General features: G+C 67.7%; 13 protein-coding genes. 8 read left to right on the forward strand and 5 right to left on the reverse strand.

All coding sequences use genetic code 11. From position 1 onward, the window contains the following. The first annotated feature begins 13 nt into the window (after positions 1–13). Entirely contained in the window at positions 14–883 is an 870-nt protein-coding gene (gene tesB, locus ACXI0U_RS01465) for an acyl-CoA thioesterase II (protein WP_184492074.1), read from the forward strand. A 339-nt stretch (positions 884–1,222) separates the two neighbouring features. Here tesB and ACXI0U_RS01470 read toward each other — a convergent pair whose 3' ends face one another. Next, the gene (locus ACXI0U_RS01470; protein WP_021218835.1) at positions 1,223–1,705 is read right to left on the reverse strand and encodes a BRO-N domain-containing protein; all 483 of its coding nucleotides are present in this window, start codon (positions 1,703–1,705) and stop codon (positions 1,223–1,225) included. An 857-nt stretch (positions 1,706–2,562) separates the two neighbouring features. Between ACXI0U_RS01470 and ACXI0U_RS01475 the strand changes: the two genes are divergently transcribed. The 7 genes from ACXI0U_RS01475 to ACXI0U_RS01505 all read left to right on the forward strand — a co-directional run bounded on the left by ACXI0U_RS01475 (position 2,563) and on the right by ACXI0U_RS01505 (position 9,067). Further along, on the forward strand, positions 2,563–3,009 hold the full coding sequence (locus ACXI0U_RS01475) for a Csu type fimbrial protein (RefSeq protein ID WP_271659998.1): 447 nt from the start codon (positions 2,563–2,565) through the stop codon (positions 3,007–3,009). Between the two features lie 73 nt (positions 3,010–3,082). Then, positions 3,083–3,610: a Csu type fimbrial protein gene (locus tag ACXI0U_RS01480; RefSeq protein WP_265170474.1), complete on the forward strand. Its 528-nt coding sequence runs from the start codon at positions 3,083–3,085 to the stop codon at positions 3,608–3,610. Then, positions 3,610–4,158, forward strand: a complete 549-nt coding sequence (locus ACXI0U_RS01485) for a Csu type fimbrial protein (protein ID WP_021218832.1) — start codon at positions 3,610–3,612, stop codon at positions 4,156–4,158. Before ACXI0U_RS01480 ends, ACXI0U_RS01485 begins: the two co-directional genes overlap by 1 nt. Positions 4,159–4,171: 13 nt before the next feature. Beyond that, the gene (locus ACXI0U_RS01490; protein ID WP_021218831.1) at positions 4,172–4,960 is read left to right on the forward strand and encodes a fimbrial biogenesis chaperone; all 789 of its coding nucleotides are present in this window, start codon (positions 4,172–4,174) and stop codon (positions 4,958–4,960) included. A 25-nt stretch (positions 4,961–4,985) separates the two neighbouring features. After that, on the forward strand, positions 4,986–7,430 hold the full coding sequence (locus ACXI0U_RS01495) for a fimbria/pilus outer membrane usher protein (protein WP_479549627.1): 2,445 nt from the start codon (positions 4,986–4,988) through the stop codon (positions 7,428–7,430). Between the two features lie 23 nt (positions 7,431–7,453). Further along, a complete protein-coding gene (locus ACXI0U_RS01500) occupies positions 7,454–8,425 on the forward strand; it encodes a Csu type fimbrial protein (protein ID WP_374979863.1) in 972 nt (323 codons plus the stop codon). 51 nt (positions 8,426–8,476) lie between these two features. Then, a complete protein-coding gene (locus tag ACXI0U_RS01505) occupies positions 8,477–9,067 on the forward strand; it encodes an HAD family hydrolase (protein ID WP_271660003.1) in 591 nt (196 codons plus the stop codon). Between the two features lie 126 nt (positions 9,068–9,193). On the opposite strand, the gene ypfJ is transcribed toward ACXI0U_RS01505, so the two are convergent. From ypfJ to ACXI0U_RS01525, 4 genes are all read right to left on the reverse strand, one after another. Continuing rightward, entirely contained in the window at positions 9,194–10,066 is an 873-nt protein-coding gene (ypfJ, locus tag ACXI0U_RS01510) for a KPN_02809 family neutral zinc metallopeptidase (protein ID WP_479549628.1), read from the reverse strand. A gap of 68 nt (positions 10,067–10,134) precedes the next feature. Beyond that, positions 10,135–10,989 carry a PhzF family phenazine biosynthesis protein gene (locus ACXI0U_RS01515; protein ID WP_431483420.1) on the reverse strand — a complete coding sequence of 285 codons (855 nt, stop codon included), beginning with the start codon at positions 10,987–10,989 and terminating at the stop codon, positions 10,135–10,137. Between the two features lie 63 nt (positions 10,990–11,052). Next, positions 11,053–11,490: a DUF411 domain-containing protein gene (locus ACXI0U_RS01520; RefSeq protein WP_184492082.1), complete on the reverse strand. Its 438-nt coding sequence runs from the start codon at positions 11,488–11,490 to the stop codon at positions 11,053–11,055. A 324-nt stretch (positions 11,491–11,814) separates the two neighbouring features. Continuing rightward, positions 11,815–12,324 (reverse strand): DUF4136 domain-containing protein, encoded by a 510-nt coding sequence (locus tag ACXI0U_RS01525; RefSeq protein WP_021218824.1) that lies wholly within the window; start codon positions 12,322–12,324, stop codon positions 11,815–11,817. Positions 12,325–12,405: the final 81 nt, after the last annotated feature.

Below are 12,405 nucleotides of genomic sequence, written 5' to 3' on the forward strand. Positions count from 1 at the left end.
GGAGATACCCCACATGACCCAGGTGCTGGATGATCTGGTCGCCTTGCTGAGCCTCGAATCCATCGAGGAGAACCTCTTCCGTGGCACCAGCCAGGACCTGGGCTTCCGCCAGCTGTTCGGCGGCCAGGTGCTCGGTCAGTCGCTGTCGGCGGCCAGCCAGACGATGGAAGAGGAGCGCCACGTGCACTCCATGCACGGCTACTTCCTGCGCCCGGGCGACGCCACCCTGCCGGTGGTCTACACCGTGGACCGGGTGCGCGACGGCGGCAGCTTCAGCACCCGGCGGGTGACGGCGATCCAGAAGGGCCAGCCGATCTTCACCTGCAGCGCCTCGTTCCAGGCCGACGAGAACGGCTTCGAGCACCAGATCACCATGCCCCAGGTGCCCGGGCCGGAGAACCTGCCCTCGGAGCTGGAGCTCACCCGGCAGAACGCCCACCTGATCTCCGAGCGCATGCGCGACAAGTTCCTCTGCGACAAGCCCATCGAAATCCGCCCGGTCACCGCCAACAACCCCTACGACCCCAAGCCCGGCGAGCCGATCAAGTACGTCTGGTTCCGCGCCGACGGCAACCTCCCGGACATCCGCGCCTTGCACAAATACGTGCTGGCCTATGCCTCGGACTTCGGCCTGCTGACCACCGCCATGCTGCCCCACGGGGTTTCGGTGTGGCAGAAGTTCATGCAGGTGGCCAGCCTCGACCATTCGCTGTGGTTCCACCGTGACCTGCGCGCGGACGACTGGCTGCTGTACTCCATGGACAGCCCCTGGTCCGGCAACGCCCGCGGCTTCTCTCGCGGCAGCATCTTCAACCGCGCCGGCCAGCTGGTGGCCTCGGTGGCCCAGGAAGGGCTGACCCGCGTGCGCGAAGACTGGAAGTAACTCCCCGCGCCGCCCCGTAGGAGCGAGCTCTGCTCGCGAAGCGCTCCGCCGAGTGGGCCACGGCGTATGGCCCGACTCCGTTGGTGGACATGAAAAGCGATGTCCACCCTACGCCCGGAATGCCCCGGTGCCCCACGGCGAGCGGGCTCGCGTAGGGTGGATGACGCTCTTTTCATCCACCAATCGGTGTTCCCGGCCTGCACCCTGGGCGAGTTTTGCACCGCATGGGTTTCCCTGCGCTCTACCCATCCTACGTGTGCCTTGCAGGTGCTTCGTAGGATGGGTAGAGCCGTGCGAAACCCATCACCTCGGTATCCCCAGGCGTCCCCACGGCTGGCCTCAGGACAACTGCTGCTTCAATGCCTCGCTCTGGCCGAGGACGCGGGGCATGTCTTCGTAGCGGATCCACCATTGGCCTTGCCATTCCATGAGGTTGACCTGGTGGTGGCCCTGCCATTTCAGCAGGCGGCGACGGGGCTGGTGGTCGGGCGTGCGTTGGCCGTCGAGGAGGGCGGGGAGCACTTCCTGGGTGATCCACTGGCGCAAGCTGCGGTTTTCCGGGTGGTAGAAGTTCACCAGCAGCAGGCTGTGCAGGCCGCTTTCGTTAACCAGCAGCTCGTCGGTGAATTGCCCGGCCTCGTGGCGCAGGGTTTCCTGGCGCCACTGGTCGGCGTCGAGCTTGGCGGTGAGGCGCATGTCCAGGCGGCTGTTGGTGAGGCGGGCGAGGTCGCGGCAGCAGAACCAGGGCAGGCCGTCGATCAGCACGACGTTGAGGGGGCGGCGGTAGCGGATGAAGCGCGTGGCGATGCGGTAGTCAGTCATGGCGCGCCTCCGGGGTGGAGGGGCGGCAGGTGATGCGCTGTTGCGACTGGATGGCTCGCATGTTCCAGAACTCCTGTGCTGGACGTGGAGCCGCCACCGAGGGGAAGGGTGGCGGACCGTGCAGGGCTAGAGACCCCGGCAAACACGCAAACCGGATGGGCATACGCCCGTCCCGCACGGTCCGCCATAGACGGCCAGGAAGCCGGAACCCGAGGGGACCGTCTTTCTGCTATGGCGTGTGATGCGTGTTTTGGATTTCGGGGTCTCTAATCCCGGTCATGACCAAGGCCATGACGGGGCGAGAAGCTACTGAGCGGTCCTGTAGGACGGCAATGCAGTTGTCGCGTAGGGAACGGCCTTCAAGCTACCGCAAGTCGTTGGTTAATCCCGCTGTAAGACCCTGAGTGAAATATTTCCAACGGGTCGATGTTATTAGGCGATTTGCTGTAGGAGAATCCTCACAAATCTTTATTGCCAATCGCAATTTAAACCCGCTCGAACAGTGCTAATGCGTTTAAAAACACATACTGGCTATTTGCTCTTTGTTGCGTAAGTAAAACGCTATTTATACTTCCTCTTATTTCCTACAAAGCCCTGAAAGCCCCGCCAATACATAGGTTTTAAGCCCTGTAGGCCCTGTGATGGCACGTTGCGCCAGCGTGCTGGCACCTTCAGCTTTTTGAACGCCGCCGAATTTCTACTACGGTCCCATTCATTGGTACGCAAGTGCTCGTGGAGTCTTGGGTGTTGTAGGAGTTTTCATAATGAACCGCGCTCAGTTTTTGATTTCGTCCCTCGTACTTCTGCCTCTCTCTTCTACGCTCGAGGCCGCCGGGACGGTCCAGGGGCAGTTGGGTGTGCAGCTCGTGATCGGCGCCGGTTGCACCGTGAACAACGGCAGTAACAACGGCAGTGCGAACACATTCGGCAGCATCGCCTTCGGTACCTACCCGAGCTTGAACAGCATCATCGAAGCCCAGTCCGTGGGGGCTTCGGCGGGCAGTTCGTTCGGCGTGACCTGCACCATCGGCACCAACTATTCGGTGGCGCTGGATTCGGGCCTGCATGCCACCGGCAACCAGCGCAACATGAGTGCCGGCGCCACCGATGTGATCGCCTACAACCTCTACAAGGAGGCGGCGCGCACCACGCTCTGGGGCAACGGCAGCAACGGCGGCACGGCCCTGGCCGCCACCGGCACCGGCGCCAACCAGGAGCTGGTGGTGTATGGCCGCGTACCGCCGCAGACGACACCCGCCACCGGCACCTACACCGATACCGTCCAGGTGACCATCACCTGGTAAGCGTTGTGACCGGGCCCGGCGCCCGGCAATGACCACTGCGACACGGAAGTAAGACTCACAGCCAGGAACCGCCATGGTCTGCCATTGCGACAGCAAGTGGATGTGGCTGGTGCTGATGGTTTCGACGACGGTCTGTCCGTCGATCCATGCCGCCAGCAAGAGCGCCACCATCGGAATAGCCGCTGAAGTCCTGCCGGCCTGCAGCGCCGGCAGCACGGTACCGGCGACCCTCGGCCAGTTCGGCACCCTGGATTTTGGCACCCACTTCAACCTCGCCGCGCAGGTCACCGTGGTTGGCACGGCGGGAGCCGGCGCACTGCGGGTCAACTGCCTGACCAGCACCCCCTATCGCGTACTGATCAGCGCCGGCGGCAGCGGCAACGTCAATGCCCGCCGCATGACCGGGCCCTCGGCGGCCCAGGTCAGCTACAACCTCTACACCTCCGCCACCTACGCCACCGTGTGGGACAACAGCATCGGCGTCACCGGCACCGGCAACGGCCAGGACCAACTGCTGCCGGTGTACGGCCGCGTGCCGGTGCAGGCCGCGCCGCTGTCGGGCACCTACACCGACACCGTCACCGTGACGGTGAGCTGGTGATGTTGCGCCGGCCCCTGGTCGCCAGCCTGGCCCTGCTGCCGGGCCTGGGCTGCTTCGCCGACACGGGCCTCAACGAGCTGCAGATCACCCAGCTGTTCGAGATCAAGGCGGCGGTGACCGCCGGCTGCATCCTGGGCAGCGGCAGCAGCGACGTGACCACCTACGGCAGCATCAACTTCGGCCAGGTCAGCACCCTGCCCAGCGACGTGACGCGGGTCAGCACGGTGGGCAACGGCTCCATCCAGTTGCAGTGCACACCCGGCACCTCGCTGAGCATCGCCCTCAACGCCGGGCTCAACACCGCCAGCGTCACCGGCGGCCGCTACATGATCAAGGGCGCCGAGACCCTGCGCTACCAGCTGTACAAGGACGCCGGCTACAGCGCCGTGTGGGGGGATGGCAGCAACGGCGCCACGGCCATGAGCCTGACCTACAGCGCCACCAGCGGCACCCAGTCCTACCCGGTGTATGCACGGCTGTTCGCGGTGGCGACCATGCCCAGCGCCGGGATCTACAACGACACGGTGACCGTCACCGTGACCTATTGAGAAGGGGAAGCCCATGCACCGAACCGCCCTAGGACATGGCCTGCGCACCGGCGTCATCGCCGCCTTGCTGGGGCTGGGCCTGACGGCGGCGAACACGGCCATGGCGGCGAGCTCGGTGCTGATCTGGCCGATCAACCCGACCATCGAGGCCGAACAGAAGGCCGCCGCGCTGTGGCTGGAGAACCGTGGCCAGCAACCCGTCGACCTGCAGGTGCGGGTGATGACCTGGCGCCAGGGCAACTTCGACGACCAGCTCGACGCCCAGCGCACCATCATCGGCAGCCCGCCGGTGGTGACCATCGCCCCGGGCAAGCGACAGATGATCCGCCTGATCGCCACCCAGCCGGCGCCGGCCGGCACCGAGCAGGCCTACCGGGTGCTGGTGGACGAGATGCTGCGCCCGGATGCCCAGGTGGACCCGCAGCTGGGGGTGAAATTCCAGATGCGCTATTCGGTGCCGCTGTTCGTGTTCGGCGGTGGCGCGGGGCCGGAGCCGGTGAGCGGCGCCAAGCCCCGCGAGGGGGTGCAGATCCTGCAGCCCAGGCTCAGCTATCAGGTGCGCCAGGAAGGAGGCCGGCGCTACCTGTTCCTCAGCAACCAGGGGCCGGCCCATGCCCGGCTGTCCAAGGTATCGCTGCGCCAGGGGGGCGCCAGCACACTGATCGCCGATGGCCTGCTGGGCTACGTGCTGCCCGGCGCGCAGATGCGCTGGCAACTGCCGGAGCGGGCGCCGAGCGGCAATTTCGTGCTGGAGGCGCGGATCAACGAGCAGGCCGAGCCCCAGCCGATACCGGCCCATTGAACAGCGGCCGGGCGACTGCCGAAGGATGGCGCATATTGGGGGCAACGGGCGCAACACAACGGCATGGGCATGGCGCCTGTGGGGCGGGCTGCTGCTCGTTCTGCTGCTGGGCGGAGCGCCCTGGGCGGCCGAGCCCAACCCGCCGCCCGCCGAGGCCGCCGCAGCTGCGCCCGTCGACTCCAGCCCAGGACCGGGCCCGGGCGAGCCGGCGGCCACCGACCCTGGCGCGGCGCCGGGGGAGTACACCCTCTACCTGGAGCTGGTGGTCAACGAGATGCCTACCGACAAGGTGGTGCCGGTGATCGTCCGTGCTGGCCGCTACTGGGTCGAGGCCGAGGACCTGCGTGGCGCTGGCGTGCGCCTGCCCGAGGGCGCTAGCGGGCCCCAGGCGCTGGATGCCATCGAGGGCCTGGGCAGCGAGTACGACCAGGAGCTGCAACGCCTGAAGCTGACGCTGCCCAGCGAGTGGCTGCCGCGCCAGGAGGTGGGTGATACCAGCGTGTATGCGCGCACCCCGGCCCGCGCCGACTTCGGGGCGCTGTTCAACTACGACCTCTACTACACCGACAGCGATGCCGGGCAGCGCTACGCCAGCACCTGGCTGGAGCAGCGCCTGTTCGGCAGCCGCGGCACCCTGGGCAACACGGGCGTGTACCGCAAGAGCTTCGGCGACAGCGAGGGCGAGGGGGACGGCTACGTGCGCTACGACACCCTGTGGACCCTCAACGACCAGGAGAGCCTGCGCACCTTGCAGGTGGGCGACCTGGTCACCGGGGCGCTGACCTGGAACAGCGCGGTGCGGGTGGGCGGCGTGCAGGTGTCGCGTAACTTCGGCCTGCGCCCGGACCTGGTCACCTACCCCCTGCCGCGCTTCAGCGGCGATGCCGCGGTGCCGAGCACGGTGGACCTGTTCATCAACAATGCGCGGGTCAGCAGCGACGACCTGCAGCCCGGCCCCTTCACCGTGAGCAACGTGCCCTACATCAGCGGCGCGGGCACCGCCACGGTGGTGACCACCGACGCCCTGGGGCGCCAGGTGTCCACCGACGTGCCCTTCTACGTGACCAACACGCTGTTGCAGAAGGGCCTGTACGACTACTCCCTGGGTGTGGGCAAGCTGCGCGAAGACTACGGCGTGAAGAGCTTCGCCTATGGCAGCACGGTGAGCAGCGGCACCTTCCGCTACGGCATCAGCGACGCCTTCACCCTGGAGAGCCACGCCGAGCTGGGCGAGGAACTGCGCCTGGGCGGGCTCGGCGGCACCTTCGGCCTGGGCAACTGGGGCACCCTCGGCACTTCGTTTTCCCAGAGCACCTATGAGGGCCTGCGCGGCCATCAGGCCAGCCTCGGCTACAGCTATTACTCGCCGCTGTTCGGCTTCGCCTTCCAGCGTGTGCAGCGCAGCTCGGGCTTCGTCGACGTCAGCCAGGTGAGCGCCCTGGAGCTGGGCCGCGAGGAACTGGGCCTGGCGCGGCGCACCGACCAGGTGACCTTCTCGGTGAGCCCGGAGGAGATCGGCAGCCTCGGCATCGGCTACTTCGCCAGCGAGACCCGCAGCGGCGAGCGCACCCGCGTGCTGAACTTCTCCTGGTCGCGCAGCCTGTGGGCCAACAGCAGCCTGTATGTGTCGATGAACCGCGAGTTGGGCACCTCGGGCTACTCGGCGCTGGTGCAGCTGATCATGCCGTTCGACATGCTCTCCACCTTCAGCGCCAGCGTCGAGCGCGACACCAACGGCAAGTACCGCGAGCGGGTCAACTACGGGCGCACCGCACCGAGCCAGGGCGGCGTCGGCTACAACCTCAGCTATGCCGCCGGTGGCGGCCGCTACACGCAGGCCGACGTCACCTGGCGCACGCCTTATACGCAGATGCAGCTGGGCGTGTACGACAACGATGGCGAGCGCACCCAGTGGGGCGATATCAGCGGCTCGCTGGTGTGGATGGACGGCGGGGTGTTCCCCAGCAACCGCATCAACGACGCCTTCGTGCTGGTCAGCACCTCGGGCTTCGCCGACGTGCCGGTGAACTTCGAGCACCAGCTGCTGGGCTACACCGACAGCCGCGGTCACCTGCTGGTGCCCTGGGTGCCGTCCTACTACCGCGCCAATTACGAGATCGACCCCCTGGGCCTGCCGGGCAACGTGCGTATCCCGGATGTCTCCCAGGAGATTGCCGTGCACCAAGGCAGCGGCGCCCTGCTGGAGTTCCCCATGGCGCGGGTGGTGGCGGCGAGCATCCTGCTGATCGACGTGCGTGGCGAGGTGCTGCCGCGCGGCGCCATCGCCCGGGTCGAGGGGCGCGACCTGGAGGCCTATGTGGGCTGGGACGGGCTGGTGTATTTCGAGGGGCTGGAGCTGCGTAACGCGTTGCGCGTGGAGCTGCCCGACGGCAGCCACTGTGCGGTGACGGTGGAGCTGAAGAGCCTGGACGAGGAACTGGCGCAGATCGGCCCGCTGACCTGTCGCTGACCTGCACGAACGAGGAACGAGTCATGGATGCGAAGCGCAATATCCTCCCCCTGCTGCTACTGGCGCTGCTCTGGCTGGGTGCGGGGCGCGCGTGGGCGGCCTGCACCACGGTGAACCCGGCGGTGAGCCTGGGCAGCGTCAGCTCCTTCACCATGAACGCCTCGGCCCAGGGCAACCTGGGGGGCGCAGGGCTGACCTGCGCGACCTTCCTGTCCCTGCTGGCGGCCAACTATGTACAGGTGACGCTGCAGTCCACTGCGCCGGTGCTCAGCGATGGCAACGGCAACAGCATTCCGCTGAAGGTGTTCGTCACCAACGGCGGCGCCGAGATCACCCCCGGCTCCACGGTGCAGCTGAGCAGCCTGGCGGTGCTGGCGCTGCTGACCAATGCCAGCACCGGCATCAACCTGTACTTCCAGGCCCAGGCGGCCAATATTCCCGCCGGCACCTACACCACCAATGTGGTGTTCACCTGGCGCTACGCCATCTGCGAATCCGGCGTGCTCAACTCCTGCTCCTGGCAGCGCAGCCCCGGCGTCACCCAGAACTGCCCGCTCGGCCTCTGCGGCGCGCCCACCAACTGGGGCACCGGGGTGACCGCCACCAGCACCGTGACCATCGTAGTGACCAAGGCCTGTGCGCTGAACAGCTACCAGAACGTCGACCTCGGTAGCCAGGCGCTGGTCAGCCAGTTCGCCTCGGTGACCCGCGCCATCACCCTGACCTGCACCAGCGACGAGGGTTACCTGGTCAGCTTCGACAACGGCCAGAACTACCAGGCGCCCTGGCGACGCATGGCCAGCGGCGCCAACCGCCTGGGCTACAACATCTACTTCCCCAATACGACGACGGTGTGGACCACCACGCAGAACCTGTCGCAGAAAGGCACGGGATTGCTGCAGACGGTGAACTTCCAGGTGACCGTCGACCCCACGCAGGCCAACGTGCCGGTGGGCACCTACATCGACAACGTGACCCTGATCATCAACTACTGACGGGACGGTGTACCCTGGCGCGCTGTTTCCCGAACCGTCCGGAGTAGAGACATGGGCCTGGCGCAGTTCCGCCATTGGGTGTTCGACATGGATGGCACCCTGACGATTGCCGTTCACGATTTCGCCGCGATCCGCCGCGAGCTGGCGATTCCCCCGGAGGATGACATCCTCCATCACCTCGCCGCGCTGCCGGCGGAAGAGGCCCGCGCCAAGCACGCCTGGCTGCTGGAGCACGAGCGCGAGCTGGCGCTGAATGCACGCCCGGCGGCCGGTGCCGTGGAGCTGGTGCGCCACCTGCACGCATGCGGCGTGCGCCTGGGCATCCTCACCCGCAACGCCCGCGAGCTGGCGCTGCTGACGCTGCAGGCCATCGGCGTGGACGATTGCTTCGCCCCGGCCGACATCCTCGGCCGCGACGAGGCGCCGCCCAAGCCGCACCCGGGTGGCTTGCTGCACCTGGCCGAGCGCTGGGCCGTGGCGCCGGACGAGATGGTGATGGTGGGCGACTACCGCTTCGACCTCGACTGCGGCCGCGCCGCCGGCAGCGCCACGGTGCTGGTCAACCTGCCGGAAAACCCCTGGCCCGAGCTCACCGATTGGTACGCCGAGGATTGCGCGCAGCTGTTGCTGTTGGCGCGGTAGGTCGGGAGCGCACCAAGACCGCATACCGCATGGGTTTCGCTTCGCTCTACCCATCCTACGGGGGAGTGCTCGTAGGATGGGAAGAGCCGTGCGAAACCCATCAAAGGCCCCGCACGGGGCGGGTGGCTACAGGTCCCGTGCGGTGAAGGTGTCGCAACGGTTGATGTCGCCGCGCTCGAAGCCGGTCTTGAACCAGCGCACCCGCTGGGCCGAGGTGCCGTGGGTGAAGGAGTCGGGCACCACCTGGCCGCGTGCCTGTTTCTGCAGGCGGTCGTCGCCGATGGCGTTGGCGGCGTTGAGGGCTTCTTCCAGGTCACCCGGCTCCAGCCAGTCCAGGCGTTTCTGCGCGTGGAAGGCCCAGACGCCGGCGAGGCAGTCGGCTTGGAGTTCCTGGCGCACCAGCAGGCCGCTGGCGCCTTCCATCTTCTGGCCGCGCTGGCGCGCGGCATTGACCTTGGCGGAGACGCCGAGCAGCGTCTGCACGTGGTGGCCCACCTCGTGGGCGATGACATAGGCCTGGGCGAAGTCGCCGGCGGCGGAGAAGCGCTGGGCCATTTCGCGGAAGAAGTCCAGGTCCAGGTACACCTGGCGATCGCCGGGGCAGTAGAAGGGGCCGACCGCCGAGGAGGCGAAGCCGCAGGCCGATTGCACGCCGCCGTTGAACAGCACCAGTTTCGGGTCCTGATACTGGCGGCCGCCCTGCTGGAAGATGGCCTGCCAGGTGTCTTCGGTATCGCCGAGCACAGCGCGCACGAACTCCGCTTCCTGGTCGTCCCCCGGTGGCGCGCCGCTATGAGGGGGCGCGGTGGAGAGGCTGGCCTGGCCGGCGAGCTGGCCGAGGATGGTCAGCGGGTCTTCACCCATGAGCAGGCCGACCACCACCACCAGGGCGATGCCGCCCAGCCCGAGGCTCTTGCCGCCGCCGAGGCGCATGCCGCCACTGCCGCTGCCGCGCGCATCCACCACGTTGTCGCTGCGTCTCGCACGTTGCCAGCGCATGTGCCGATCCTTGTTCTTGTCGAGGCATTGAGTGTCGTAGCTGGCGGCGGGGTGCGCCAGCCCGGTCGTCAGCCGAGGCGGCCCGGCTCCGGCAGCAGGCGCGCATGGGCCAGCAGTTGCACGGCGCCGCCGACCTGCACGCGGCCCTCACCGGTGACCTGTACATCCAGCCGGCTGGGGCGGCCGAGGAAACGCCCCTGGTTGAGGGCGAAGCCCTGCTCGCGGCGCTCCAGGCCCCGCTGTACCAGCCAGGCGGCGACCGGGCCGGCGGCGCTGCCGGTGGCGATGTCTTCGACCACGCCGAGGGGGTCCCAGGTGCGGCCTTCGCGGGCGTCGATGTCGAGGAGGAAGACGAAGGCGGCGCATATGGCCGCCAGGTCTTCATCCAGCGGACGTTGCTGGCGGGCATTGGCCAGCCCGGCGCCGGTCACCGGCAGCAGCAGGTAGGGCAGGCCGGTGCTGACCACCTGCGGCGGGTGGCGGCTGTCCCATTCGCTGCTGAACGCGGCGGCGAAGCCCTGGGCGGCGCGGGCGTCCAGCTCGACGCCGAACTCGGCGATGCCCTGGTCCATCTCCGCGTAGAAGCCCTGGCCCTGGCGGCGGGTGGCCAGGGTGACGCGCTTGTCGCGCAGCTGCAGGGCCCATTCGGCGTGCTCGCCCGGGGCGTGCAGGTGGTGCAGCAGGGCGGCGGCGCCGAGGATCGGGTGGCCGGCGAAGGGCAGCTCCTCTTCCACGGTGAACACCCGCGCGGCGAATTCGCCGGGCTGGGCGCTCGGTTCGAGGAAGATCGACTCGAACTGGCGCAGCTCCTGGGTCAGCCCCTGCATGGCAGCGGGCGACAGGCCCCGGGCGTCGGGGAACACCGCCAGGCCGTTGCCGGCCAGCACGCGTTCTGCGAATACATCGACCTGCCAGTAATCCATTGCTGTTCCTCGTAAACGCGCGCGGCCGCCCAGGGGCGGCCGCGTTGTGGGGGTAGGGGAGCGCTAGTGTGCCGGATACTCGGCCAGCACGCTCTGCTGACCTTGCGCCGATACGCCGATCACCTGGTAGGCGTCCTGCATGCCGTCCATCTCCATGCCCGGCGAGCCCATGGGCATGCCCGGCACGGCAGCGCCGATCAGGTCCTTGCGCTCGCGCAGCTTGAGCACGTCGCTGGCCGGCACGTGGCCCTCGACGAACTTGCCGTCGACCACGCCGGTGTGGCACGAGCCCAGGCCGTGGGGCACGCCGAGGCGGGTCTTGACCGAGGCCATGTCGCGCTCGACGTGGTCGTTGACCTGGATGCCGTTGTCCCGCAGGTGGCTGATCCAGGCCTTGCAGCAGCCGCAGTTGGGGTCGCGGTAGACGTCCATGGAAACGGTCTCCGCCGCCTGGGCGAAGAGGGGAGCGAAGAGCAGGGAGGCGAGAAGGGCGCGGCGCATGGGAAAGCTCCTGAACGTGGAATGGGCGACAGCTTATGCCTGTCGCCGCTGCGCTGCGCGCCGCGGCTGTTACGGGATGTACGCCGGTTGATATGGGTCAGTTTTCCCGGTTTCCGGGTGGGCGCGTGTTGGGAATCGGTGGGCTGAAGCCCACCCTACGGGGCTGAACCCCTCCCTTGTGGGAGCGAATTCATTCGCGAAATTCTCCGCACAGCGGTGTGTGCGAACCCGGTATATACGCGTGCCGATCCCGACTCCGCTCGGTGGAGGTAAAAAGCGACCTCCACCCTACGCAGCGGTCATGTCCTTGGTGGGCGGGATGTTTCAAGGCGCCGGCCGCGCGGGGAAGTCCTTCAGCAGCTCGGCCACGGCCCGGTCGAAGCCTTGCTGGGTGAGCTTGGGGTCGTGCAGCTGGCGGCTGATCTGCGCTTCGAACAGCACCCGCTCGTCGAAGCCGTCGAGGATGCGCAGGGCGAGGCGGGCGCGTTCGTCCTGGGTCAGCTCGGTCTGGTTGTAGAGGGCGCCGCCTGGGGTGACCACCGGTCGCATGGTCACGCCTGGCTCCGGCGCCAGGCCCAGGGCGTAGATGATGGTCAGGTCGCTGCCGTGCTCCTGGTAGCGGTAGCCCTTGGCTTCCAGGGCCTTGTGCAGGGCGTTGTCGAAGCGTTCTTCCAGGTCCTGGCGGTGCCCCGGGGCACGCACCGGCTGGATGCTGAAGGTCATGTAGTGGCTGGTGCGCGCGGCCGGGGCGACGGTGACGCCGTCGTCGGGGGGCGCGGCGCAGGCGCCCAGCAGCATGGCGAGCAGCGGCAGGCTGAGGCGGGGCGGCAGCATGGGTGACTCCTTGGAATGGTCCTGGCTAGAGCCTAGCCGTGGCCCTGGCCCGGCGGCCCCGACCTTGCGATGGGTTGGGCG

The sequence above is a fragment of the Pseudomonas sp. C9D1 genome (genome assembly GCF_056491235.1).

Excerpts from the sequence above, each read along its gene's own strand:
- tesB (WP_184492074.1), top strand. The coding sequence starts at position 14 with ATGACCCAGGTGCTGGATGATCTGGTCGCCTTGCTGAGCCTCGAATCC.
- ACXI0U_RS01470 (WP_021218835.1), bottom strand. The coding sequence starts at position 1,705 with ATGACTGACTACCGCATCGCCACGCGCTTCATCCGCTACCGCCGCCCC.
- ACXI0U_RS01480 (WP_265170474.1), top strand. The coding sequence starts at position 3,083 with ATGGTCTGCCATTGCGACAGCAAGTGGATGTGGCTGGTGCTGATGGTT.
- ACXI0U_RS01485 (WP_021218832.1), top strand. The coding sequence starts at position 3,610 with ATGTTGCGCCGGCCCCTGGTCGCCAGCCTGGCCCTGCTGCCGGGCCTG.
- ACXI0U_RS01490 (WP_021218831.1), top strand. The coding sequence starts at position 4,172 with ATGCACCGAACCGCCCTAGGACATGGCCTGCGCACCGGCGTCATCGCC.
- ACXI0U_RS01495 (WP_479549627.1), top strand. The coding sequence starts at position 4,986 with ATGGCGCATATTGGGGGCAACGGGCGCAACACAACGGCATGGGCATGG.
- ACXI0U_RS01500 (WP_374979863.1), top strand. The coding sequence starts at position 7,454 with ATGGATGCGAAGCGCAATATCCTCCCCCTGCTGCTACTGGCGCTGCTC.
- ACXI0U_RS01505 (WP_271660003.1), top strand. The coding sequence starts at position 8,477 with ATGGGCCTGGCGCAGTTCCGCCATTGGGTGTTCGACATGGATGGCACC.
- ypfJ (WP_479549628.1), bottom strand. The coding sequence starts at position 10,066 with ATGCGCTGGCAACGTGCGAGACGCAGCGACAACGTGGTGGATGCGCGC.
- ACXI0U_RS01515 (WP_431483420.1), bottom strand. The coding sequence starts at position 10,989 with ATGGATTACTGGCAGGTCGATGTATTCGCAGAACGCGTGCTGGCCGGC.
- ACXI0U_RS01520 (WP_184492082.1), bottom strand. The coding sequence starts at position 11,490 with ATGCGCCGCGCCCTTCTCGCCTCCCTGCTCTTCGCTCCCCTCTTCGCC.
- ACXI0U_RS01525 (WP_021218824.1), bottom strand. The coding sequence starts at position 12,324 with ATGCTGCCGCCCCGCCTCAGCCTGCCGCTGCTCGCCATGCTGCTGGGC.